The 23,871-nt window shown below is 70.7% G+C and carries 25 protein-coding genes; 17 read left to right on the plus strand and 8 right to left on the minus strand.

Annotated features, from left to right (window positions below; genetic code table 11):
* Nucleotides 1–54 precede the first annotated feature (54 nt).
* The 6 genes from ACFWJ8_RS01225 to mutM are packed head-to-tail and all read left to right on the plus strand — an operon-like array spanning nt 55 to nt 5,188.
* Entirely contained in the window at nt 55–2,217 is a 2,163-nt protein-coding gene (locus ACFWJ8_RS01225) for an ATP-dependent DNA helicase RecG (protein WP_378807954.1), read from the plus strand.
* Between the two features lie 39 nt (nt 2,218–2,256).
* Entirely contained in the window at nt 2,257–2,754 is a 498-nt protein-coding gene (coaD, locus tag ACFWJ8_RS01230; RefSeq protein ID WP_378807956.1) for a pantetheine-phosphate adenylyltransferase, read from the plus strand.
* A gap of 42 nt (nt 2,755–2,796) precedes the next feature.
* The gene (locus ACFWJ8_RS01235) at nt 2,797–3,342 is read left to right on the plus strand and encodes a YceD family protein (RefSeq protein ID WP_378808650.1); all 546 of its coding nucleotides are present in this window, start codon (nt 2,797–2,799) and stop codon (nt 3,340–3,342) included.
* Between the two features lie 2 nt (nt 3,343–3,344).
* Nucleotides 3,345–3,554: a 50S ribosomal protein L32 gene (rpmF, locus tag ACFWJ8_RS01240; RefSeq protein ID WP_055965500.1), complete on the plus strand. Its 210-nt coding sequence runs from the start codon at nt 3,345–3,347 to the stop codon at nt 3,552–3,554.
* A 13-nt stretch (nt 3,555–3,567) separates the two neighbouring features.
* Nucleotides 3,568–4,269 (plus strand): ribonuclease III, encoded by a 702-nt coding sequence (gene rnc, locus ACFWJ8_RS01245; RefSeq protein ID WP_378807959.1) that lies wholly within the window; start codon nt 3,568–3,570, stop codon nt 4,267–4,269.
* Complete coding sequence (mutM, locus tag ACFWJ8_RS01250; protein WP_378807962.1) at nt 4,262–5,188, plus strand: bifunctional DNA-formamidopyrimidine glycosylase/DNA-(apurinic or apyrimidinic site) lyase; 927 nt, start codon at nt 4,262–4,264, stop codon at nt 5,186–5,188. The genes rnc and mutM overlap by 8 nt, the downstream gene beginning before the upstream one ends.
* Here the strand turns inward: mutM and ACFWJ8_RS01255 are convergent, their stop codons facing one another.
* From ACFWJ8_RS01255 to ACFWJ8_RS01265, 3 genes are all read right to left on the minus strand, one after another.
* Nucleotides 5,189–6,283: a GNAT family N-acetyltransferase gene (locus tag ACFWJ8_RS01255; RefSeq protein ID WP_378807965.1), complete on the minus strand. Its 1,095-nt coding sequence runs from the start codon at nt 6,281–6,283 to the stop codon at nt 5,189–5,191.
* The gene (locus tag ACFWJ8_RS01260; RefSeq protein ID WP_378807967.1) at nt 6,276–7,358 is read right to left on the minus strand and encodes a GNAT family N-acetyltransferase; all 1,083 of its coding nucleotides are present in this window, start codon (nt 7,356–7,358) and stop codon (nt 6,276–6,278) included. The genes ACFWJ8_RS01255 and ACFWJ8_RS01260 overlap by 8 nt, the downstream gene beginning before the upstream one ends.
* An 80-nt stretch (nt 7,359–7,438) precedes the next feature.
* Nucleotides 7,439–7,693 (minus strand): hypothetical protein, encoded by a 255-nt coding sequence (locus tag ACFWJ8_RS01265; RefSeq protein ID WP_378807970.1) that lies wholly within the window; start codon nt 7,691–7,693, stop codon nt 7,439–7,441.
* 491 nt (nt 7,694–8,184) lie between these two features.
* Between ACFWJ8_RS01265 and smc the strand changes: the two genes are divergently transcribed.
* From smc to ACFWJ8_RS01290, 5 genes are all read left to right on the plus strand, one after another.
* Nucleotides 8,185–11,751, plus strand: coding sequence for a chromosome segregation protein SMC (gene smc / locus ACFWJ8_RS01270; protein WP_378807973.1), 3,567 nt, complete (start codon nt 8,185–8,187; stop codon nt 11,749–11,751).
* Nucleotides 11,752–11,801: 50 nt separating this feature from the next.
* Nucleotides 11,802–12,485, plus strand: a complete 684-nt coding sequence (locus ACFWJ8_RS01275) for a hypothetical protein (protein WP_378807976.1) — start codon at nt 11,802–11,804, stop codon at nt 12,483–12,485.
* 47 nt (nt 12,486–12,532) lie between these two features.
* Nucleotides 12,533–13,405 carry a signal recognition particle-docking protein FtsY gene (gene ftsY, locus ACFWJ8_RS01280; RefSeq protein WP_378807979.1) on the plus strand — a complete coding sequence of 291 codons (873 nt, stop codon included), beginning with the start codon at nt 12,533–12,535 and terminating at the stop codon, nt 13,403–13,405.
* Nucleotides 13,406–13,483: 78 nt separating this feature from the next.
* The gene (locus ACFWJ8_RS01285) at nt 13,484–13,984 is read left to right on the plus strand and encodes a DUF2004 domain-containing protein (protein ID WP_378807981.1); all 501 of its coding nucleotides are present in this window, start codon (nt 13,484–13,486) and stop codon (nt 13,982–13,984) included.
* 5 nt (nt 13,985–13,989) lie between these two features.
* On the plus strand, nt 13,990–14,658 hold the full coding sequence (locus ACFWJ8_RS01290) for a hypothetical protein (protein ID WP_378807984.1): 669 nt from the start codon (nt 13,990–13,992) through the stop codon (nt 14,656–14,658).
* Nucleotides 14,659–14,766: 108 nt separating this feature from the next.
* On the opposite strand, the gene lipA is transcribed toward ACFWJ8_RS01290, so the two are convergent.
* Both lipA and lipB read right to left on the minus strand, forming a co-directional pair.
* Complete coding sequence (gene lipA / locus ACFWJ8_RS01295) at nt 14,767–15,798, minus strand: lipoyl synthase (RefSeq protein ID WP_378807986.1); 1,032 nt, start codon at nt 15,796–15,798, stop codon at nt 14,767–14,769.
* The gene (gene lipB / locus ACFWJ8_RS01300) at nt 15,795–16,478 is read right to left on the minus strand and encodes a lipoyl(octanoyl) transferase LipB (RefSeq protein ID WP_378808653.1); all 684 of its coding nucleotides are present in this window, start codon (nt 16,476–16,478) and stop codon (nt 15,795–15,797) included. The genes lipA and lipB overlap by 4 nt, the downstream gene beginning before the upstream one ends.
* A gap of 56 nt (nt 16,479–16,534) precedes the next feature.
* On the opposite strand from lipB, the gene ACFWJ8_RS01305 reads away from it, so the two are divergent.
* The 5 genes from ACFWJ8_RS01305 to ffh all read left to right on the plus strand — a co-directional run bounded on the left by ACFWJ8_RS01305 (nt 16,535) and on the right by ffh (nt 20,755).
* The gene (locus ACFWJ8_RS01305) at nt 16,535–16,966 is read left to right on the plus strand and encodes a hypothetical protein (RefSeq protein WP_378807988.1); all 432 of its coding nucleotides are present in this window, start codon (nt 16,535–16,537) and stop codon (nt 16,964–16,966) included.
* Nucleotides 16,967–16,975: 9 nt separating this feature from the next.
* Entirely contained in the window at nt 16,976–17,968 is a 993-nt protein-coding gene (locus ACFWJ8_RS01310; RefSeq protein WP_378807991.1) for a TetR family transcriptional regulator, read from the plus strand.
* A 70-nt stretch (nt 17,969–18,038) separates the two neighbouring features.
* Complete coding sequence (locus ACFWJ8_RS01315; protein ID WP_378807993.1) at nt 18,039–18,644, plus strand: hypothetical protein; 606 nt, start codon at nt 18,039–18,041, stop codon at nt 18,642–18,644.
* Nucleotides 18,641–19,147, plus strand: a complete 507-nt coding sequence (locus ACFWJ8_RS01320) for an RNA polymerase sigma factor (protein WP_378807996.1) — start codon at nt 18,641–18,643, stop codon at nt 19,145–19,147. The genes ACFWJ8_RS01315 and ACFWJ8_RS01320 overlap by 4 nt, the downstream gene beginning before the upstream one ends.
* A gap of 45 nt (nt 19,148–19,192) precedes the next feature.
* Complete coding sequence (gene ffh, locus ACFWJ8_RS01325; protein WP_378807999.1) at nt 19,193–20,755, plus strand: signal recognition particle protein; 1,563 nt, start codon at nt 19,193–19,195, stop codon at nt 20,753–20,755.
* A gap of 41 nt (nt 20,756–20,796) precedes the next feature.
* Here the strand turns inward: ffh and ACFWJ8_RS01330 are convergent, their stop codons facing one another.
* From ACFWJ8_RS01330 to ACFWJ8_RS01340, 3 genes are all read right to left on the minus strand, one after another.
* Complete coding sequence (locus tag ACFWJ8_RS01330) at nt 20,797–21,960, minus strand: glutamate--cysteine ligase (RefSeq protein WP_378808001.1); 1,164 nt, start codon at nt 21,958–21,960, stop codon at nt 20,797–20,799.
* A 64-nt stretch (nt 21,961–22,024) separates the two neighbouring features.
* Nucleotides 22,025–22,693: a hypothetical protein gene (locus tag ACFWJ8_RS01335; protein ID WP_378808003.1), complete on the minus strand. Its 669-nt coding sequence runs from the start codon at nt 22,691–22,693 to the stop codon at nt 22,025–22,027.
* Nucleotides 22,690–23,223: an RNA polymerase sigma factor gene (locus ACFWJ8_RS01340; protein ID WP_378808006.1), complete on the minus strand. Its 534-nt coding sequence runs from the start codon at nt 23,221–23,223 to the stop codon at nt 22,690–22,692. Before ACFWJ8_RS01340 ends, ACFWJ8_RS01335 begins: the two co-directional genes overlap by 4 nt.
* 219 nt (nt 23,224–23,442) lie before the next feature.
* Here ACFWJ8_RS01340 and rpsP point away from each other — a divergent pair, with 219 nt between their 5' ends.
* A complete protein-coding gene (rpsP, locus tag ACFWJ8_RS01345) occupies nt 23,443–23,871 on the plus strand; it encodes a 30S ribosomal protein S16 (RefSeq protein ID WP_378808008.1) in 429 nt (142 codons plus the stop codon).

The following is a 23,871-nucleotide window of genomic DNA, read 5'->3' on the forward strand; positions in this document are numbered from 1 at the left end:
CGAGCGGGCGCAGCCGCGTCGCCGGCTGTCCGGGCCGCGCGATAGCCTCGGGGCATGACGTCCTTCACGCTCGATTCGCGTCTGGGCGGCGCGATCGGCGGCAAGACGGCGGCGGCGCTGGACCGCGCCTTCGGCATGACGACGGTCGGCGACCTGCTCGTGCACTATCCCCGGCGGTACGCGCGGCGCGGCGAGCTGACCCCGATCTCGACGCTGCCGATCGGCGAGCCGGTCACGATCGTGGCGGAGGTGCGGCGCGTCAACGAGCGCCGCATGAAGAACCGCAACGGATCGCTGCTGGAGGTCGTGATCAGCGACGGCAACGGCGAGATGTCGCTCACGTTCTTCAATCAGTCGTGGCGCGTGCGGGACCTCAAGCCAGGACGTCAGGGCATCTTCGCCGGCAAGGTCGGCGTGTACCGGGGTGCGCAGCAGCTCACGCATCCCGACTATGAGCTGTTCGAGGACGAGGACGCCGCGCGTCTGAAAGCCGCCGAGAACGCGCACCTGCCGATCCCCATCTACCCCGCCACGAGCACGGTTGCGAGCTGGCAGCTGCAGAAGACGGTCGAGCTCGTCCTCGACGGACTGGGCGAGGTCCCCGAGCCGCTGCCGCTCGAGGTGCGGGCGCGGCATGGCCTGCTCGACGCGCGGACCGCGCTGGAGCGCATCCACCGTCCGCAGCAGTTCGACGAGGTCGATCAGGCGCGTGCGACGCTGCGCATGCAGGAGGCGTTCGTGCTGCAGGTCGCGCTGCTGCAGCAGCGGGCATCGGTGCGTGCGATGTCGGCGACGCGGCGCAGTCCCGGCTCGCTGCTCGTGCGCTTCGACGAGGCACTCCCTTTTCCGCTCACACCCGATCAGGTGAGCGTGGGCGACCAGATCGTGCGCGATCTGCAGGGCGACTGGCCGATGAACCGGCTGGTGCAGGGCGAGGTGGGCTCAGGCAAGACGCTCGTCGCGCTGCGTGCGATGCTGCAGGTGGCGCAGGACGGCGGCCAGTCCGCGCTCATCGCGCCGACAGAGGTGCTCGCCGCGCAGCATGTGCGATCGATCGCGCGCATGCTCGGACCCCAGCTCGCCCCCGAGCTCATGCCGACCCTGCTGACCGGCCAGCTGCCGGCGGCCGAGCGTCGCAAGGCGGCGCTGCGCGCAGCATCGGGGCAGGCGCGCATCGTGGTCGGCACCCACGCTCTGCTGAGCCAGTCCACGACGTTCGCGGATCTCGGACTGGTGGTCGTCGACGAGCAGCACCGGTTCGGAGTGGAGCAGCGCGAGTCGCTGCGCGCGAAGGGCTCGTCGCCGCACGCGCTCGTGCTCACGGCCACCCCCATTCCGCGCACCGTCGCGATGACCGTGTTCGGCGATCTCGACGTGTCGACGATCCGCACGATGCCGGCGGGTCGCGCCGCGATCGAGACGTTCGTGGCGCCGCTCGCGGAGCGGCCGGGCTGGTTCGGCCGCGTATGGGAGCGGATCGCCGAGGAGGTCGCGCAGGGTCGGCAGGCGTTCGTCGTGTGCGCCGCCATCGACGCCGAGGCGCTGACCAAGGACGACACGGCCGACGAGCCCGCAGGGGATGAGGCGGGGGAGGCCCCTCGTACTCGCTGGGGCGTCGTGCAGGTCGCCGACCTGCTGTCGCGGCATCCCTCGTTCGATGACATCCGGGTCCAGATCCTGCACGGCAAGATGCCTTCCGACGAGAAGGATGCCGTCATGCAGGCGTTCGCGCGCGGCGACGTCGACGTGCTCGTGGCCACCACGGTCGTCGAGGTCGGCGTCGACGTGCCGAACGCATCGACCATGGCGATCCTCGAAGCCGACCGGTTCGGCGTGTCCCAGCTCCATCAGCTGCGCGGCCGGGTCGGTCGTGGCGGCGTGCCGGGGCTGTGCCTGCTGGTCACGGAGGCGCCGCAGGGCACGCCCGCGCGCGATCGCGTCGATGCCGTGGCCTCGACCCTCGACGGCTTCGCGCTGGCCGAGGTCGACCTCGAGCTGCGGGGCGAGGGCGATGTGCTCGGCGATGCGCAGTCCGGTGCGCGCTCCTCGCTGCGGCTGCTGCGGGTCGTGAAGGATGCCGACGTCATCGGCGAGGCTCGTGTCGCGGCCGAGCAGGTGCTCGAGGACGACCCCGCGCTCGCCCGCAATCCCGGCCTCGCCGCGGCGCTGGAGCACAGCGTCGGCATGGCCGAGCGCGCCGCGCTCGCGAAGAACTGACGCGCGGGCGCGTCCGCTGCGGCCAGTAGGCTGGTCGGCATGAGCAGCCGGATCGCCGTCGTCCCGGGATCGTTCGATCCGCCGACCCTCGGTCATCTCGACGTCATCCGCCGCGCGGCGTCGCTGTACGACCAGCTGCACGTGCTGGTGGTGCACAACCCCGGCAAGGAGGCGATGCTGCCGATCGCGCAGCGCCAGTCGCTGCTGGAGCAGTCGATCGCCGAGAGCGGCATCGAGGGCGACGTCGTGGTCGCGTCGTGGAGCATGGGCCTGCTCGTCGACTATGCGACGGACGTCGGGGCGAGCGTGCTCGTCAAGGGCATCCGCTCGCAGGTCGACGTCGCCTACGAGACGCCGATGGCGATCGTCAACCGGCACCTCGCGCATGTCGAGACCGTCTTCCTGCTTCCTGACCCGGCGCACGCTCTCGTGTCGAGCTCGCTCGTCCGCCAGGTCGCCTCGCTCGGCGGAGATGTCTCGCCGTACGTTCCGGCCGCCGTCGCGCGCTTTCTCGACACGGGCGCTCGCGGCATCTGACCAGCCGGCCGCGGCTAGGCTGGGTCCGTGGTCAGAAAGCATGTGACGGGTCCGTTCGCGATCCCGGTCCGCGATCTCGTTCATCGTCCGGGAGAGATGCGCGAGCACTCGTTCGAGGTCCCCGCTCCCGACAAGTGGGGTGAGGGCCTCGTCGCCGTCCCCGAGGGCGAGACCGTCGCCGTGGACGTGCGTCTGGAGTCGGTGCACGAGGGCATCCTCGTGTCCGGAGACATCGATACGGAGTACGCCGGGGTGTGCGGTCGGTGCCTCACCGACATCGCCCAGGGGCTCCAAGTCGAGTTCCAGGAGCTTTTCGCGTATCCTGGAGAAGACGAAGCTGACTTCGAGGTTCAAGACGACCACGTGGATCTTGAAACTCTGGTCAGGGAAGCGGTCGTCCTGTCGCTTCCATTTCAGCCGGTATGTCAGCCGGATTGCCCCGGCCTTGATCCGGCCACGGGTGAGCGACTGACCGACAGTGCCGGTGCAGAGCTGAGCCAGCCGGCCGATCCACGATGGGCCGCGCTCCAGGACTTCACCCCAGACGTTCCCCGCTCACGCGGGGATGATCCGACAGAAGAGAGTTAGCCATGGCAGGTAACCCCCCGAAGCGCAAGGTTTCCCGTTCGAACACCCGCTCGCGTCGCGCGCAGTGGAAGGCGGCGCCCATCACGCTGACGACCACCGTTGAGAACGGCAAGACCGTCTACAGCCGCCCGCACCAGGCGAAGGTCGTCACCGACTCGCAGGGCACCGAGCTGTTCCTCGAGTACAAGGGCCGCAAGGTCGCCGACGTCTGATCGTCGCACTGACGTGACCGACGTCACTGCCGAGCGCCTGTCGCTCGCAGAACTCACACAGAAGCTCGGGGTCGATATCGACCCCGAGCTTCTGTCGCTGGCGCTCACGCATCGGTCGTGGGCGTACGAGAACGGGCAGGTCCCGCACAACGAGCGTCTGGAGTTCCTGGGCGACTCGGTGCTGGGCCTGGCTGTGACCGTCCGGCTGTACACCGGGCATCCCGATCTCGACGAGGGCGCGCTCGCCAAGCGACGCGCGAGCGTCGTGTCGACCGTCGCCCTCGCCGAGATCGCGCGCGGCATCGACCTCGGACGGCACCTCCTGCTCGGACGCGGCGAAGACCTCACCGGCGGCCGAGACAAGGACTCGATCCTCGCCGACACGATGGAGGCCGTCTTCGGCGCCACACACCTGTCGGCGGGTCCGGATGCCGCCACCGCCCTCGTGCTGCGGCTCGTGGAACCGCTGCTCGCCGACCCCGAGCGGTACGGCGCGGCGATGGACCCCAAGACGGCGCTGCAGGAACTCGCCGCGCACGGTGCGATGCTGCCGCCCGCGTACTCCGTGACCTCGACCGGACCGGACCACGACCGGCAGTTCACCGCGACGGTGACCGTCGGCGACCTCACGGCGGACGGCACGGGCACCAGCAAGAAGCACGCTGAGATGGCCGCTGCGCTCAGTGCGTGGCGAGAGCTCACCGGGCGTGCCTGAGCTCCCCGAGGTCGAGGTCGTCCGAGCCGGCCTCGCGCCCGCGGTGACCGGTGCGACCGTCCTCGGCGTGTCGGTGTTCGACGAGCGCGCGCTGACGCGGCATCCGGGCAGCGGCGCGGACTTCGAGGCGACCCTGACCGGGCGTCGGATCCGTTCGTCGGTGCGCCGCGGCAAGTTCCTCTGGCTTCCGCTGGAACCCCGCGACGGGGACGGGCCCTCCGAACAGGCCGTCATCGGCCACCTCGGCATGAGCGGTCAGCTCCTGCTGCGCGCTCCGGGCGCCGCGCCGGAGCGGCACGAGCGCGTGCGCATCGACCTGTCGCATCCCGAGCACGGGGAGGTGTCGGTGGTCTTCGCCGACCAGCGCACCTTCGGCTCGCTCGCGATCGACGAACTCGTCGCGACGCCCGACGGCGCGGCCGGCGGATTCGGCGGGGACGAGGCATCCGTCCCCGCGCAGGTCGCGCACATCGCGCGCGATCCGCTGGATCCCGCCTTTTCAGATGTCGCCTTCCGCCGTGCACTGGCCCGCAAGGACTCCGCCGTCAAGCGGGTGCTGCTGGACCAGACCGTCGTCAGCGGCGTAGGAAACATCTACGCGGACGAGTCGCTGTGGGCGGCCCGTATCCATCCCGAGACGCCGGCGCGACTGCTGTCGACGCGCGCCGTCAACCGCACGCTCGCCGAGGTCCGGCATGTGCTCGACAAGGCGCTGGCCGAGGGCGGCACGAGCTTCGACGCGCAGTACGTCAACGTCAACGGCCAGGCCGGCTACTTCGCGCATTCGCTCAACGCCTACGGCCGCACCGGGGAGCCATGTCCCCGATGCGGCCGTCCGATCGTGCGCGTGTCGTTCACGAACAGGTCGAGCCACTACTGCGCGCACTGCCAGCGGCCGCCCCGGCAGCAGCGGGGCTGATCAGGCCTCGAGCACCTTCTTCCACGCGCCCGCGTACGAGGCCGGCACGAAGCCGATGGCCTCGTTGATGTCGAGCATGTGGCGGTTCTCCTCCGCGTTGAAGGTCGACACACGCGGCGACTGCGGCGCGATCGTGCGCCAGCGCAGCAGGTTGGCGCACTTCACGATCGTGCCGAGCCGATGCCCGCGATGCTCCTTCACGACGAGGGTGCCGAACTGCTGCGTGGCTCCCGCCGGATCGTCGGCGATCGCCAGCTCGTTGTACGCGGCGACGCGACCGGTGGGCACGTGGAGGACGGCGGCGACGGAGACCGTGAGGCCCTGCGCCTTCAGCCGGGCGTCGCGCCGCTCCACGCGCGCGGCGTCCCAGCGCTGCTCGTCGACGACGAGGCCGCCCTGCGGGGTGTCGGTCGACATGCGCGAGAGCGCGTAGGCGAATCCCTCCACGTACTCCGGCGGCGTCGGCGACGTCCAGGTGACCGAGCGGTAGTCCTCTCCGGCGGTGGCCTCGGCGTCGTGGAGCATCCGCTCGACGGGCGACGGATCCCCGGTCAGGTCGAACACGCTGTTGCGCTCCACCTGCTCGAGCGTGAAGCCGTTCGCCTGCTGCAGCCGTGCCTCCGCATCATCAGGGATCGAACCCCAGCCGGTCGGGGGCTCGAGCCGGTCGCCGACGGCGTCCGGGCGGTGCAGCGTCCAGGTCTGGATCGTCGAGATGCCCCGTTCGCGCGCCTCGCGCTCGACTTCGGCGAGCAGAGGCTTGTCCAGGCCCTGACCGCGGTGCGGCGGGTCGACCATGAGGTCGAACTCGATGGTGCTGGCGTCGGGCTGGTTCGAGATGAGCATCTTGACGACGCCCAGCACGGTTTCGCCGCGCAGGGCGGCGAAACCGAGCTGGGTCCAGTCCGCCTGGTCCTGCCACATGCCGAGCATCTCCTCGGGCTCCTCGCGCAGGTAGTCGTGGCCGGCGTCGTGCAGACACACGGCGTTGGCGATCCGGACCATCTCGACGAAAACCCGGGCGTCGGGCGCGTCGACGGATGCGGGGACGACGACGGGGCTGATGGTGACGACGTCGACGGCGAGCTCAGACATCGAGCACCTTCTTCCATGCACCGTCGTAGGCGATGGGCGCGAAGCCGATCGCCTCGTTGATGTCGAGCATGGGACGGTTCTCCTCTGCGTTGTAGGTGATCACGCGCGGCGAGGCGGGTGCGACGTCGCGCCAGGCCAGCAGCCCGGCGCACTTCACGAGCGTGCCGAGCTTGTGACCGCGGTGCTCCTTGAGGACGAGCGTGTCCTCCTGGTGGGACGCCTCGGTCCGGTCGTTCCCGATGACGAGCTCGTTGAACGCGCAGAGCTCGCCGGTGGCGACGTGCTGGGCGGCGGTGACGAGCAGCGTGCGGCCGACATCCGTGTACCTCGCGTCGTGCTCGGCGATGCGGCCGGCGTCCCACGCCTCTTCGGCGAACTCCATGGCGCCGGTCGGGGTGTCGGTCGACATGCGGGACTTCATCCACGCATAGCCGTCGACGTGCTCGGCCGGGGTGGGGGCGAACCACTGCACCACGCGGTAGTCGCCCGAGGCGGCCTGGGCGACGCTCAGCAGCCGCTCGACCTCGGCGAACGAGCCGGTCAGGTCGAAGGCGCTGCTGCGCTCGACCTGCTCGAGGGTGTACCCGTGGCGCAGGTAGAACCGTGCCGCGTGGTCCTCGGGGATCGAGCCGAAGCCCGTGGGAGGCGCAAGTCGCGGCCCGGCCGCGGCGGGGTGCTCGGCCCAGGACTGCAGGACCGTGCGGCCGCTGTCCTGGGCGGTGCGCTCGACCAGTTCGTACGCGGCCGAGCCGATTCCGCGGCTCCATGTGCGGCGCAGGAGCTCGATGATCCAGATGGCGGAGGTCGATCCCTCGTCGAGCGGGATGTCGACGCCGATGCGGCCGACGACCTCGTCGTCCTGCAGGACGATCCAGAAGTTCCGGATCTGGTGCTCGCTGCTGCGGTAGTGCGGCAACAGCTCCGCAGCGGTGATGGCTTCGTCGCCGTGGCCCGAGATCTCGCGGTAGATCTCGTTGCGGACGTCGACCATGGCGATGAAGTCGGCGGCGTCCGCCGCGTCGACCGACGCGGGGATCACGAGGGGTCGGAATTCGACGCCGGTGATGGTGTTCATTGTCGCTGTTTCCTTCGGTGATGGGAAAAGTGTGAGGGTGGGGTCCGCCGCCCGCAACGGGGCGGCGGACCCGGTGACGTTCACAGGCCCCGCGAGAGGATGACGCCGCGCACGTAGGCGCGTTCGCGCTGCGCGGCGTCTTCCTGTCGGCGGAACGCTTCGCTGTGCCGGTCGCGGACGTCTGCGAGACGGGGGGTGCGGGTGCTCCACAGGAGCAGACGCAGGCCGAGGTGCAGCGCGGCGCGGTCCACCAGCGAGATGCGGTCGTCGCGGCTCGGAAGCCGCAGCGTATCGGGCTCGCCCGGTTGGCGCTGCGGCGCGAGGAGTGTACTCATGATGGTTCTTCTTCCGATGGGAGGAGGGATGCCGACGGCGGGCGCCGACGGCGGGGATGTCGTACCGCAGCACGACGGGAAGGAGGCAGGGGGAGAGCGCTCAGCACCCGGGAGCGGGTGCGGCGCAGCAGACGGTCGTCGCCCGGAAACGGGCAGACTCGTCCCCTGCGGGGATCAGATGGCGGCGGGGAAACGGCCGCTCAGCACGACGCCGAAGGAGACGGTCCCCGACGTGAACGCACGAATCGCCTCGCCATCACGGGCGGCGACTCCAGTGTTGTCATTGATCATCATCGGTGGACCTCCTTTCTCGACTTCAGACGCGGAGAGTGACGCTAGCGCGGTTCTGGGGCCCGCGTCAAGGGAATTCGCAGATTCGTCTCGCGCATGGCGTGTCGCGGCATCCGATCATCCACGGCTCGGCACGCGGGATCGGCGGTGCGGCTCCGGTAGCGTAGGCGGGTAATCGACCGGGGGCGGAGGGCGCAGCCATGCACCTGAAGAGCGTGACGCTCAAAGGGTTCAAGTCGTTCGCCCAGCCGACGACCTTCGCTCTCGAACCCGGGGTGACCTGCATCGTCGGTCCCAACGGCTCGGGCAAGTCGAACGTCGTCGACGCCCTCGCGTGGGTGATGGGGGAGCAGGGGGCCAAGACCCTCCGCGGCGGCAAGATGGAGGACGTCATCTTCGCCGGCACCGCGACGCGCGGCCCGCTCGGGCGCGCGGAGGTGCAGCTGACGATCGACAACTCCGACGGCGCGCTGCCGATCGAGTACTCCGAGGTGACGATCAGCCGCACGCTCTTCCGCAACGGCTCCAGCGACTACGCCATCAACGGCGAATCGTGTCGCCTGCTGGACGTGCAGGAGCTGCTGAGCGACTCGGGTCTCGGCCGCGAGATGCACGTGATCGTCGGGCAGGGGCGTCTGGACAGCGTGCTGCAGGCGACGCCCGAGGACCGGCGCGGCTTCATCGAGGAGGCGGCCGGGATCCTCAAGCATCGGCGGCGCAAGGAGAAGACCCTCCGAAAGCTCGACGCGATGGAGGCGAACCTCACGCGACTGAGCGACCTGGCCGGCGAGCTGCGCCGTCAGCTGAAGCCGCTCGGCCGACAGGCCGAGATCGCGCGAGAGGCCGCGACGATCGCCGCCGTCGTCCGCGATGCGAAGGCGCGGCTGTTCGCCGACGAGCTCGTCGGCCTGCGCGAGGAGCTGGCTTCACACACGCGCAGCGAGCACGAACGCCACGCCGAGCGCCTCGTGCTGCAGGAGCGGCTCGACAACGCGAAGGTGCGCATCGAACAGCTCGAAGCCGACCAGCGCTCCGAGGCGGTCGACGAGGCGCGCCGCGTCGCCTACGGGCTGGAGCGCGTCCAGGAGCGGTTGCGCGGTCTGTACGCGCTCGCGGGTCAGCGGCTCGCCCTCCTGGGCGACGCCGAGGACGAGGAGCGCATCGAGCTCACCACCGTGTCGCAGGCGATGATCGACGAGGCCCGCACCGAGATCGACGAGGTGTCGGACGGACTGGGCGCTGCTCAGGATGCCGCCGCCGAGGCCGCCCGTGACGTGATGCGGGCGCGAGCCGAACTCGACGCGCTCGATGTCGACATCGCTGCTCAGAGCGCGCTGGTGTCGGAGCACGACATGCGCATCACCGCGCTGCGGGGATCCGCGGAGGCCGCGGCATCCGCCCTCGCCGCCGTGCAGGCGGCCGTGGAACGACAGCAGAAGGCGCTCGATGCGGCGCTCGCCCGCCGGGGGGAGGCGGAGCAGATCCTTGCCGGCGTGGATCCGGACCTGATGCCCCAGGAGGCGTCTGCCGACCACGCCACGGCGTACGAGGCGGCGCAGCGTGACGCGGCCGATGCCGAGACGGCCGTGGCCTCGTTCCGCGAACGGCTTCACGCGGCCGAGCGGGAACGGGAGGCGCTGACGGCTCAGACCGCCGCGCTCAGCCGGGCGCTCGACGTCCAGAACGGCGCCTCGTCGCTGATCGCTCAGGGACTCGACGGCGTGCGGGGTCTGGTCGGCGACGCCGTCCAGGTCCGACCCGGTTTCGAGGCGGCGATCGCTGCGGTGCTCGGACCGCTCGCCGAGGGGGTGCTGGTCGACGACCGGGCCGGTGCGTTCGCCGTCGCCGAGGCCGTCCGCGACGCGGACGCCGGGGTCGTCGACATCGTGATCGCGGACGCCGGCATGATGCGCCCTCCGTTCCCGCAGCTGACCGGAGTGGTGCCGGCGCGCGAGGTCGTGACGGCGCCCGAGGGCGTGCTGGGTGTGCTGTCGTTCGTCGTGGTGGCAGACGACCTCGACGCCGCGCAGACGGCCGGGCCCGCCCTCGCGGACGCCCAGCTGGGCGGCCCGGTCACGGTGGTCACCCGTCGTGGCGAGGTCTACACCGAGTACTCGCTGCGCGCCGGCACGGGTGCTTCGCGCTCACGCCTGGAGCTGACGGCCGAGCGGGATGCCGCGGCCGAGCGCCGCGACGAGGTCGCCGCGGTCGCCGAGACTCTGCGCGAGCAGCTGGCGGAGGCGTCGCGGTCGCTGGAGTCTGCGCGACAGCGCACCAAGACGGCGTTGACGACGCTGCGCGAGCACGATGCGGCGCTGGCCGCACACGCGGAGCAGCTCAACCGGGCGACCGTGCGGCACGAGGCCGCCGTCGCCGAGTGCGAACGCCTCGCGGCGGGGCTCGCGCAGGCATCGGCGGCGGTCGAGGAGGCCGAGGGGTCGGCACGGACGGCCGACGACCAACTCACGGCCGCGCTCGAAGCCCCCCGCCCGATCCTCGACGCGTCGGCGCGCGAGGGGATGCTGGCCGCGCTCGACGCCGCGCGCGACGGCGAGATGCGCTCGCGCCTGGACGTCGAGACGCTGCGCGAACGCATCCGCGCGGGCGAGTCCCGCGTCGTCGCGCTCGAACGCCAGCGCGAGCGCGAGAAGGAGGCCGCCGCGGAGGCCGCACGGCGGGCGGTCGTGCGACGGGCCCAGCGCGAGATCGCGGCCGGTGTCGCCGGTCAGCTCCCCGCGGTCATCGACTCCGTCGACCGCTCGCTCGCCCAAGCGCGCGCGGAGCTCGCCGCCGCGGAATCGGCGCGCACCGCGCTGACGACCGAGCTCGCCGGGCTCCGCGCCCAGGAGTCCTCGGTCCGGGAGCGGCTCGCCGGGCTCACCGAGAGCGTGCACAGCCTCGAGCTGCAGATCCACGAGAAGCGGCTGCACGTCACCGGGCTCCTGGAGCGGGTGCAGTCGGAACTCGGGCTCGCGGAAGACATTCTGGTTTCGGAATATGGTCCCGATCAGCCGATCCCCGCCGATGACGTGCTCACGGCGCCCCTGGCCGACGAACCCGGTGCCGACGACGCCGCGATCGAGGTCGACGCTGCGACGGTCCCGTTCGATCGTGCGCGACAGCGTCGACGGCTTCAGGAGGCCGAGCGCAAGCTTGCGCAGCTCGGTCGGGTCAACCCGCTCGCGCTGGAGGAGTTCGAGGCGCTCGAGCAGCGGCACAAATTCATGACGGAGCAGCTCGCCGACCTGACGCAGACCCGGAAGGACCTGCTGACGATCATCGAAGAGCTCGACGAGCGCATGCAGACGATCTTCCTGGCGGCGTTCGAAGACACCCAGGTCGCATTCGGCGAGGTGTTCCCGATCCTGTTCCCCGGTGGCACGGGATCCATCACGCTGACAGACCCGGACTCTCCGCTCACCACCGGAATCGAGGTGGCCGTGCGTCCGGTGGGCAAGAAGATCGAGCGCCTCTCCCTGCTGTCGGGCGGCGAGCGGTCACTGGCGGCCGTGGCGCTGCTCACCGCGATCTTCAAGGCCCGGCCGAGTCCGTTCTACATCCTCGACGAGGTCGAGGCGGCGCTCGACGATGCCAACCTGGGGCGCCTGCTCGGCGTGTTCGAGCAGCTGCGGGAGTCCAGCCAGCTGATCGTCATCACGCATCAGAAGCGCACGATGGAGATCGCCGACGCCCTCTACGGCGTCTCGATGCGCCAGGACGGCGTCTCGGCCGTCGTGGGCCAGCGCGTCGGCGAGCGCGTTGCGTGACCGCCGGGCGCATACCCATCTGCCCGCCCTTTGACGATAGGTTGCCAGCCATGATCCACCTTCTCCGCTCAGCCGCCGGCGTGGGCATCCTGATCGTCGGTGCCGTCACGCTCGCCGGCTGTGCGCTGCCCATGCCCACCATCGTCGGTCCCGCGGACTCGTCCCAGGGGCCGTCCGACGAGCCGACCACCGACGACGAGGCCGCGACGGACGAGACAGGCGTCGGCGACCTGCCGTTCGACGTCGAGTTCGACGCGACCACGATGACGCTGCAGTGGACCGACCCGTTCATGACGGACTCGAACTACACCGTGAGCGCCGCCGACGACGGCAACGGAAGCTGGGGGTACACCGACACCCGCACCGGGTGCGTCGCCACGTACTACCAGGGCACGATCACCGACCTCGACACGTCGCTGGACGACAGTGCCCTGACCGATTCGATGCTCGCGATCGTGCTCACCAGCGACGGCGACGCGGTGACCGGGGACGACGTCGCGCAGTACGCATACGACGATGGCATCCCGCTGTCGCCGTCGGGGACCGTCGACACCCGCAGCATCACGAGCTCCAGCGACGACGGCACCAGCTGGCTCGACACGGCCCGCATGTTCGGGTCGGTGGGCGGCGGCATCTACCTCGGGATCCAGTGCCCGTCCGGCCAGGACGCGACGGCCGAGCTCGACACGCTCATCAGCGACGGCCTCGCGGCCACGATCGTCCCCCTGCAGTGAGCGCGGCGACGGTCGGGCCGCCGGACGCCCGCCTCTAGGCTGGAGACATGGCAGAGAGCTCCTGGTCGCTCGGCCGCGCGTTGCGCGGCATGTTCGTCAAGCCCACGATCGACGAGACCACGTGGGAGGACCTCGAGAGCGCGCTGCTGACGGCCGACTTCGGCCCGGACATCACCGAGCGCATCGTCGACGAGCTGCGCGAGAAGGTCGAGCGTTTCCGCACGACCGACCCGAAGGACCTGCAGCGGATGCTGAAGGAGACGCTGGAGGAGCACTTCGCGAAGTTCGACACGACCCTGCGGCTCACCGAGCGTCCCGCGGTCGTGCTGGTCGTCGGCGTCAACGGCGTCGGCAAGACCACCACGATCGGCAAGTTCGCGAAGTTCCTGCAGCGGTACGGGCGTTCGGTCGTCGTCGGCGCGGCCGACACCTTCCGCGCGGCCGCCGTCGACCAGCTCGCCACATGGGCCGAGCGCGGCGGCGCGGCCATCGTGCGGCCGCAGCAGGAGGGCCAGGACCCGGCATCCGTGGCATTCCAGACGATCGAGTACGCCAAGAGCACCGGCACGGAGATCGTGCTCGTCGACACCGCCGGCCGCCTGCACACCAAGGGCGGGCTCATGGACGAGCTCGGCAAGATCCGGCGGGTGATCGAGAAGCAGGCGCCGATCAGCGAGGTGCTGCTGGTGCTCGATGCGACGACCGGGCAGAACGGCGTCATGCAGGCGCAGGCGTTCCTGGAGCACGCCGGCGTCACGGGGCTCGTCCTCACCAAGCTCGACGGGTCGGCGAAGGGCGGATTCGTGCTCGCCGTGCAGGAGCGCACCGGGATCCCGGTGAAGCTCCTCGGGCAGGGCGAGGGCATCGGCGATCTCACGGGTTTCACGCCGCACGTGTTCGCGGCATCCCTCGTCGACTGATCGGCCGTGACCGTGCCGGATCGCCGCGACGGCGTGTCCGGACTTTCGCCGACGCGCTCGGTGCGGTTTCATGGGGGCATGGCGATCGAGCACGACTACTTCGGACTCCTCGAATCGGGCCCCGACGGATCCATCTTCTGGTCGGAGAACGTCGAACTGGGAGATCAGTCGGTCACGGTCGACCTCACGGCGCCCGACCAGGACGACGTGTCGCCGGCTGCGCTCGATGTCGCCGCCGCGCTCATCTCGTCGCTGGAGGCCATCGACCTGAGTGCGCGCAACGCGATGGTGAACGAGCTCAACGACCGTACGAGCGAGGTGACCGAGTACATCCTGCAGCAGCAGGAGGCGCTGGGTGAGGCGCTCGACGACGTACTCGTCGACATCTCCGGCGACGTCCACATGGACGTCATCCGGTCGCTGCAGCTCATGAGCATGACGATCCTCGCCGACGAGCACGGCGGCTCCGACCCGTTCGCGGTGCTCGAGTACGCGCTCGACCCCGATGCCACCGACGACGTGCTCCTGGTGAACCTCGACTCCGACGGGGCGGTCCAGTCGGTCACGAGCGCCGACTGACGACGATGGGCCGCGGCGTCGAGCGTGTCGCGCTCACGGTCGGATGCGTCGGCCTGCTGGTGGTCGCGATCGCAGGATGCACCGCGGCGCCGGCCGCGTCAGATGCGGACTCTCCGGCACAGTCGCAGCCTGCCGTCTCGCAGCCGGCCGACCCACCGGCTGCGTCGCCGTCGCCGCCGGTCGAGACCGCCACGGAGTGCGTCGACGGCACGTGGAACGCCGACCTGGACGGCTTGATCGGGCAGCAGGCGCAGCAGCTCTCGGCGACGGGCCTGGACGTGACGTCGGCCGACGCGACGGGCAGCCAGACCCTGTCGATCGGCCGAGAGGGCGTGCTGGGGTTCGACGCCGACATGACGTTCGTGCTGGCCGTCGACATGGCCGGCGGCCTCACGATGACCATGACACAGACGCACACCGGAGTTCTTTCGGCGAACTGGGAGTGGTCGGACGATGCCACCGCCGACGGCGGCACCATACGCTTCTCGGACTTCGACGACTCCGGCTACGACGTCCAGACCGCGATCGACATCAACGGCCAGTCCGCCGAGTCGCCGTTCCCACCGCCGTCGGTCGCTGCCGCGGACGTGCCGACGGTCGTGACCTGCGACGGCAACACGCTCACCACGCATCCGGAGGGGTCGCCCTTCACGACGACCTGGACGCGCGGCTGAGTCAGGCGCCACCGACGCGTGCTGCCGGTGACGCCTGACTCCGACGGCGCGGTCCCGTCGGCCACGAGCCGACGGGACCGCACCCGCATCCAGACGGGGGATCCGGACTCAGACCGCCTGCGCGAAGCCGCGGTCGACGTGAACGTCCTCGGCGATGTGCGCCAGGTGCGGGGGGATCTCGCGCCCCTTCGAGAGCATCGACTGCGCCCACAGGCGTCCGGCGCGATAGGACGAGCGCACGAGGGGGCCGGCGAGCACGCCGAGGAAGCCGATGCGCTCCGCTTCCTCCTTGAACTCGACGAACTCCTGCGGTTTGACCCAGCGCGCCACCGGGAGGTGACGCGGTGAGGGCCGAAGGTACTGCGTGATGGTGATGATGTCGGTGCCGGCCTCGTGGAGGTCCTGCAGAGCCTGCACGACCTCCTCCGGCTCCTCGCCCATGCCGAGGATGAGGTTCGACTTCGTGATGAGCCCCGCGTCGCGGGCCTGCGTGAGCACGTCGAGCGAACGCTCGTAGCGGAACGCGGGCCGGATGCGCTTGAAGATGCGCGGCACCGTTTCGACGTTGTGCGCGAACACCTCCGGTCTGCTGTCGAACACCTCGCCGAGCAGTGCCGGGTCGCCGTTGAAGTCGGTGGCGAGGATCTCCACACCCGTGTTCGGGTTCATCGCGTGGATCTGGCGCACGGTCTCGGCGTGCAGCCACGCACCGCCGTCGGGCAGGTCGTCGCGGGCGACGCCGGTGACGGTCGCGTAGCGGAGGTTCATGCGAACGACGCTCTCCGCGACGCGACGGGGCTCGTCGGTGTCGTAGTCGGCAGGCTTGCCGGTGTCGATCTGGCAGAAGTCGCATCGCCGCGTGCACTGCGAGCCGCCGATGAGGAACGTCGCCTCGCGGTCCTCCCAGCACTCGTAGATGTTGGGGCAGCCGGCCTCCTGACAGACCGTGTGCAGCTCTTCGGTCTTCACGAGCGAGTGCAGGGCCTGGTACTCCGGCCCCATCTTCGCCTTCGTCTTGATCCACTCCGGCTTGCGCTCGATCGGCGTCTGCGCGTTTCGGACCTCCAGGCGCAGCAGCTTGCGTCCGTCCGGGGCTGCGGAGGGGGTGGATGCCGCACCCGGCGTCGTGCAGGCGCTCACGCGGTCACGCCCGCGTACTCGGCCTCGAACACGCGGCTCACGGTGCCGATCACGTCCTTCGGGGCGATGTCGGCCCCGACGATCTCGCTGATGGTCGTGACGCCGGCATCCGTGATCCCGCACGGGATGATCCCGCGGAATCCGGCGAGCGAGTTGTCGCAATTGAGGGCGAAGCCGTGCATCGTGACGCCGCGCTGGACGCGCACCCCGATCGCAGCGACCTTGTCCTCGCCGAGCGGCCGGCGCACCCACACCCCGCTTCGGCCTTCGACGCGGTAGCCGTCGACGCCGTGCACGGCGAGGGCGTCGATGAGCAGCCCCTCCAGGCGCCGGACGTGGGCGACGACGTCGACAGGCTCGTGCAGGCGCACGATCGGATAGCCGACGAGCTGACCGGGGCCGTGCCACGTGATCTTGCCGCCGCGGTCGACGTCGACGACGGGCGTGCCGTCGGTGGGGCGCTCGTGCCTCGCCGTGCGCGCGCCGGCGGTGTACACCGCTTCGTGCTCGAGCAGCAGGAGGGTGTCGGGCCGGGTGCCCTCGACGACTTCGGCATGGATGCGGCGCTGCATTTCCCAGCCGTCCAGGTAGGGGACGTAATCGGGGGAGAGGCCGACGGTCTGGATCTCGAGCATCGTGCTCCTTCGCTCTGACGCGTTCGCTCGTGGCGATTGATGGATCGCGTCCAACAATACATCTCCGTGGAACGTCGGATACCCGCGGTAGCGTGCGCGCCATGACGATCGATCACGGCCGGGAGGCCGACATCGCACTGGAGCTTGCCGACCGGGCCGGTGCTCTTGCGGACTTCGGCGACGCGCTCGGCCGCGCGGGCGTGAGCATCGAGGGCGGCGGTGTGTGGGTCCACGAGGGCCGCGGGCTGGCGCACTTCCTGGTGGCCGATGTCGCCGGGGCGACCGCGGCGCTGGCAGCGTCCGGGCTCGGCCCCGTGGTGGCGAGCCCGGTGATCGGCGTCCATCTCGCCCAGGACGTCCCGGGCCAGCTGGGAGCATTCACCCGGCGACTGGGCGATGCCGGCATCCGCATCCTCGTGCAGTACAGCGACCACGACCATCGGCTCATCGTCGTGGTGCCCGACGCCGATCACGCTGCCGCCACGCGCATCGCCGAGGAGTGGGAGCGGGAGCGCATCGCACGGGGGTCATAGGGTGGCTTCATGTCCACCGAGCCGCGTGCGGGGCGCCCCAGGGCGTCGTCGCGCGAGACGATCGCCGAGGCCGCGTGCGAGCTGTTCCTCGAGCAGGGGTACGAACAGACGTCGATCGTCGACATCGCGAACCGCGCCGGCGTCAGCCGCTCGAGCTTCTTCAACTACTTCGGCTCCAAGTCGGACGTGCTGTGGGCGGGCCTCGACGAGCGGCTCGCCGCGTTCGAGGCGCAGCTCGCCGTGGACGAGGGGACGGATGCGGCCACCGCGGTCCGCCGCGAGGCCGAGGCCATCGCGACGGACTTCGCGCCGGACAGCCTCGCGCTGGGGATCGTCCACGCCGCGGCGATGGGCATCGAGGCGGAGTACGAGCGCGACGCCGCGCTGAGGCGTGCCCGCGTGGCCCGGGCGGCGACCGCCCGGTTCGCCCGCGGCGGCGCCGACCGGATCCGCGCCGAGGTCGCCGGCGCCGCGTGGGGCGGAGCCGTGCTGGCCGCGATCGAGGCCTGGGCGCACGACGGTGCCGGTCGCACGTCGCTGGCGCGCTTCCTCGCGCGCGCGGCGGACTCCGCAGCGACACTGCGCCCACTGCCTGCGGGCGAGGTGCGTCAGCTGCGGGTCGTCGCCAGCGCGGCCGACTTCGACGAGGCTCTCGAGTTCTACCGCGACGTGGTCGGGATGTCGCAGGCCGAGGCCTACGAGGCCGAAGGCGGCGCCCGCGTGGCGATCCTCGACGCCGGCCGCGCCACGCTGGAGCTGTCCAACCCGGCGCAGGTGAGGTTCATCGACCGCGTCGAGACCGACGGCGATGCACCCAGTGAGAAGATCCGGCTGGCACTCGAGGTCGACGACACGGCGGCCGCGGTCGCGCGCGCGACCGACGGGGGAGCCGTGCTGGAGGCATCCGCCCGCGAGACGCCGTGGCGCTCGCTCAACGCGCGCCTGCGGGGCCCCGCGGGGTTGCAGCTGACGCTGTTCCAGGAGCTCGGCGAGACGGAGTAGCGCCGCGCGCGGACGTTTCGCGGACTGCCGGACAGGTACGGGGTAGAACACCCCCGACACTGGAGGCACCATGACCCCCGACCTGCTCGACGAGCTGCTCGACCGCTCGGCACCCGCGACGCGGACGATCGATTCCCCCGATCTGCGAGCGATGATCGGTGACGCGGCGCGCGAGGTGCGCCCGCCCCGGCGACGTCGCGTCGGCATCGCCGCGGGCGCCCTCGCCGTGCTGCTCGTCGGAGGCGCCGGCGTCGCGACGGCGACGGACCTCGTCCCCTGGGATGAGCGCGCGCAGGACCCGTACGCGCTCCTGTCCTTCCAGCTTCCCAGCGGAGTCACATGCGAGCAGCGCATCATCGAGCTGGCCGCCGATCCCGCTGCAGCTCGCTGGCTCCGCGAGTTCTCCTCGGAGCGCGACTTGGTGGCGATGGCGGACGTCGAGGGCTATCTCGCCCGTATGGACACATGGGAGCAGCCGCAGTACTCCGACCGTGACGACCGGCTGTGGCAGGGCATCAACGGAGCGGTGTGGGAGCTGGTCCTGGCCCAGGCGCATGAGGCGGGGTTCCCCAACGGCGCGCTCGCGGGCTCCTCGTCTCAGACGTACTGCGTCGACGGTGCCGGCCAGATCGTGTACCCGAACGGCGACCTCTACGCGCCCGGTGCGGGGTCGTGAACCGTGGCGACGCGCGTCTGACCGACGCGCTGGGTGCGGCATCCCCGGATCTGCTCGCCTACCTGCAGCGGCGCGTCGGTCTCGACGACGCGCCGGACCTGCTGGGAGAGACGATGGTGGTGGCGTGGCGCAGGGTGCACGACCTGCCGGCCGAGCCCGAACGCGCCCGCATGTGGCTGTTCGGCATCGCACGCGGCACAGTGCTCAATCACGCGCGGGGCGAGCGGCGCCGGTGGGCACTGGCCGATCGCATCCGCACAGACGGCGGGAGGGATGCCGCGTCGCCGGCCGCAGACGAGGGCGCCGAGGTGCGTGACGCCATCGCCCGCCTGGAGCCGGATCTCGCCGAACTCGTGCGGCTGGTCCACTGGGAGCGCTTCACGATCGGGGAGGCCGCCGAGGTGCTCGGAGTGGCGGCATCCACTGCGCGCGGACGGTACGCGAGGGCCAAGGACGAGCTGCGTGCGGCCCTCGGCGCCGAGCCTGTGGCGCCCGGTCGCTGAACGTCGGCCGGGAGCGGCGCCGGTCGCCGGTAGAATCAGGGCATCATGGCGACTTTCGGCACTCTCTCCGACCGGCTCACCGAGACCTTCCGCAACCTCCGCACCAAGGGCAAGCTCACGCCCGCGGACGTCGACGGCACGGTTCGTGAGATCCGGCGCGCGCTGCTCGACGCCGACGTGGCGCTGCCCGTCGTCAAGGAGTTCACCGCCAAGGTGCGCGAGCGCGCGCTCGGCGACGAAGTGAACCGCGCGCTGAACCCGGCCCAGCAGGTCGTGCAGATCGTCAACGAGGAGCTCGTCGCGATCCTCGGCGGCGAGCAGCGCCGCCTGCAGTTCGCCAAGAACCCGCCGACCGTCATCATGCTCGCGGGCCTCCAGGGCTCGGGCAAGACGACGTTCGCCGGCAAGCTGTCGCGTCAGCTCGCGAAGGACGGCCACACGCCGCTCCTCATCGCCGCCGACCTCCAGCGCCCGAACGCCGTGAACCAGCTGCAGGTGGTGGCTGAGCGCGCCGGAGCCGCGATCTACGCGCCCGAGCCCGGCAACGGCGTCGGCGACCCGGTCAAGGTCGCCAAGGACGGCGTCGAGGTCGCGCGCCGCCAGCAGCACGACGTCGTCATCATCGACACCGCGGGCCGCCTCGGCGTCGACGCCGAGATGATGAAGCAGGCTGCTGACATCCGCAAGGCGACGGACCCCGACGAGGTGCTGTTCGTCATCGACGCGATGATCGGTCAGGATGCCGTCAACACGGCCAAGGCCTTCCAGGACGGCGTCGACTTCACCGGCGTCGTGCTCTCGAAGCTCGACGGCGACGCCCGAGGCGGCGCCGCGCTGTCGGTCGCCTCGGTGACCGGCCGCCCGATCATCTTCGCGTCGACCGGTGAGGGTCTGGACGACCTCGAGGCGTTCCACCCCGACCGCATGGCGTCGCGCATCCTCGACCTCGGTGACATCCTCACGCTCATCGAGCAGGCCCAGCAGGCCTTCGACGAGGAAGAGGCGCTGAAGGTCGCCGAGAAGCTCGCGACCGAGCAGTTCACGCTCGAGGACTTCCTGGCGCAGATGCAGCAGATGCGCAAGATGGGCTCGATGAAGAAGATGCTCGGGATGCTCCCGGGCATGGGCTCGATGAAGCAGCAGCTCGACGACTTCGACGAGCGCGAGATCGATCGCACGGAGGCGATCATCCGCTCGATGACACCGGCCGAGCGCCGCAACACCAAGATCCTCAACGGCTCGCGCCGGCTGCGCATCGCCCGCGGTTCGGGCATGACCGTCACCGACGTCAACCAGCTCGTGCAGCGATTCGACCAGGCCGCCAAGATGATGAAGACCGTCGCCCGTGGCGGCGTGCCCAACATCCCCGGCATGGGCCCGATCCCGGGCGCCGGGCGCCCGGGCGCTTCGTCGAAGCGCGGCAAGCAGCAGAAGGCGAAGGGCTCGCGGTCGGGCAACCCGGCCAAGCGCGCCGCCGAGAACGCCGGCATCGCGGCGGAGGCGCCGCAGACGCCGACGGGTTCGGGCTTCGGCCTCGGCGGCGGGGCGAAGGGTGCGCCCACCGAGGCCGACCTCGCCGAGCTGCAGAAGATGCTCGGCCGCGGCTGACCTCTGACGCGTGGATGCCGCGGGCCGCGGCATCCACGATCTCAGTGCCCCAGGTTCGCGAGGTGCTCGCGCAGTGTCGGACCGGAGCGGAACTCGCCCACCAGGTGGCGGACGACCTCGCGCAGGTCGCCGTCGGCGGCGTCGGCGACCGCCAGCTGTCGGGCGTAGCTCGCCCCGCCGCTGAGGATCGCCTCGATGCCCGCGAGCTCGCGGGCGCACTTCAGCTCGACGGCGATGTCGCCGACTTCGGAGAGCGTCTCGCGGAGATGGTCGACCACCGGTCGCTGCGTACCCAGATGGTCGACGATGACGCGTGCGTCGAGCCCGTAACGCGCGGCGCGCCACTTGTTCTCGCGGATGAACCACGGCTGGATCGTCTCGAGGGGAAGGCCCTCGTCGAGTCGGCGTGAGAAGTGCTCGACGAGCACCTGCACGAGGGCTGCGACGGCGGCGAGCTCAGGAAGCGTCGACATCCCGTCGCACGCGCGCACCTCGATGGTGCCCCAGCGGGGGGCGGGCCGGATGTCCCACCGCACTTCGGTCGCGTCGGCCATGACGCCGGTGCGGACCAGATCGTCGAGGTAGCCCTCGAACTCGCTCCAGTCGTGCAGCGGCCACGGGAGCCCCGCGGTCGGCAGCTGCTGGAACACCAGCGCGCGGTTGGACGCGTACCCGGTCCGCTCACCGGCCCAGAACGGGCTCGATGCCGACAGCGCCTGCAGATGCGGCAGATAGACCGCGAGGGCGTTGATGATCGGGAACACCTTGTTGACGTCCTCGACGCCGACGTGCACGTGGATGCCCCAGATCATCATGTTGCGGCCCCACCACTGGGTGCGCTCGATGAGCTTGTGATACCGGGTCTTGTCCGTGACGCTCTGGTCGTACCACTGCGCGAACGGATGGCTGCCCGCGCACAGCAGGTCGACGGCATGCGGATCGGTGTAGGTGCGCACGGCGGCGATGGCGTCGGCGATGTCGTCGACGGCGGCGGCCACCGTGTCGCCGATGCCGCTCGTGACCTCGACGGTGTTCGTCAGCAGTTCGCCGGTGACCGTGTAGCGCTCCAGCGACGAGTCGTCCTCGAGTGCGGCGAGCAGGCCGGGGGCCTCGGGGACGAGGTCGCCCGTCTCCCGGTCGGCGAGCATGAGCTCCCACTCCAGTCCCACCGACGAGCGGGCCGATGTCGCGAAGGGCTCCGTCATGCGCACATTTTGGCACGCGGATGCCGCAAGCCGGACGGACTGCGACGCGGCGCGTCACGCGCGCTCACCGCGGCACGCTGAAGACGTCGATCGCTCCGCCGACGATCGTGAAGCGCAGCAGCGCTCCGTCCAGCTCCCGCTCCACGACGGCCGGCACGCCGGCCTGGTCGCACACGATGTCCGACCAGCCGCCGGTGACGTAGTCGGTCCGCAGTAGGATGCACATTCCGTCGCCGTCCTTGAGGTCTGCGATCCACGGGTGGAGCGTGTCCACGCTCTGGAAGCCGTGCGCCGACCCCACGTCGATGCCCTGCTCGTCCAGCGCGACGCTGGTGCCGAGGATGAAGCGCCGAGCCGTCAGCACCGGATCCGGTGCGAGGGCGAAATGCGTACCCGGAGCGGGCGGGAACACCGCCGGCAGGCGCGTCCACTGCCCGCCGACGCCTTCCACGTCCTCGCCGGTCGCGGACATCGGCGTCGGCTCGGCCAGGACGGGTGCCTGGCTGGGTCCGTGCGTCGTCGTGGGTGACGGGCTGGGGCCGGCGGGCGCCTCGAGCCGATGGCCGGAGAGTGCGGTCGCGGTGACCCCGCCGACCGTCGCGGCGACGAGCACGACGGCGACGATGCCGGCGATCCGGGCGCGGCGCGGGGCGGCCGGCCGGATGCGCTGTGTGCCCGCGATGAGCAGGTCCCGCATGTCGTCGTGCTCCCGGGGCGTCAGCTCGTCGTTCATGACAGCACCTCCAGCCGTGCGAGCTCCCCGCGCAATCGCGCCTTGGCACGGGAGAGCCGGGACTTCACTGTCCCGACCGGGATGCCGAGAGCGGCGGCCGCCTCCGTCTCGCGGTAACCCTGCATGACCGTCAGCACCACGACGCTCTGCTCCTTCTCGGGCAGCCGCCGAAGTGCAGCGAGGGCTCCCGTCTCATCAGGCGCCTCCGGCGCCGCCACGGCGGCCGCGGCGGGGACGCGGCCGAGCAGCGCGCGGTATCGGCGTGCCGAGCGCTCGAGGTTGCGCGCCGTGTGGGAGACCGTGTTCAGCAGCCAGGGCAGCGGCGATCCGTCGACCAGGCGCACCGAGTCGCGTCGCCGCCACAGCTCGAAGAAGGCGACGGCGACCGCGTCCTTGGCGTCCTCGCGGGTGGTGAGCAGCCGCGCGGCGTGGCGGAACAGCCTCGCCTCATGGCGGTCGAACAGGCGCGCGAGGCCGTGCGGGTCGCCCGCGCTGAGCGCCCGCCAGTCGGCGGCATCCTCGTCGTCCATACCCTGTAATGTCCGCTCGTCGTCGGATGGTTCGATCCTCCTCCTGCGGCGCACTCGACACCGGGTTCGCAACGGCTCCGCAGGTATGGGACAATTGTGGGTCGGAACGTGCGCTCGACCCTCTATCCAGCGTGTCGTTCCTCCTCTGAGCTCCCGCCGGGTGTGCACCCCACGCTCCAGGCGACCGGTTCGTTCCCTTTCCACACATTCAGGAGAATCGTGGCTGTCAAGATTCGTCTCAAGCGCCTGGGCAAGATCCGCGCGCCTTACTACCGCATCGTCGTGGCCGACTCGCGCACCAAGCGCGACGGCCGTGTCATCGAGGAGATCGGCAAGTACCACCCCACCGAGGAGCCCTCGTTCATCGAGGTCGACTCCGAGCGTGCGCAGTACTGGCTGAGCGTCGGCGCGCAGCCGACCGAGCAGGTGCTCGTGCTCCTCAAGCTGACCGGCGACTGGGGCAAGTTCAAGGGTGACAAGGACGCCGTCTCGACGGTGAAGACCCGCGAGGACAAGGCCGCTTTCGAGGCCGACGCCTCGAAGAAGTCGGTCGTCAAGCCCAAGGCTGAGAAGAAGGTCGAGGAGCCCGTCGAGGCTCCCGCCGACGAGGCGACCGACGCGGCCGACGCCGCCGAGTCCGCCGAGTAA

The sequence above is a fragment of the Microbacterium sp. NPDC058389 genome (genome assembly GCF_042722305.1).
Taxonomy (GTDB): domain Bacteria; phylum Actinomycetota; class Actinomycetes; order Actinomycetales; family Microbacteriaceae; genus Microbacterium.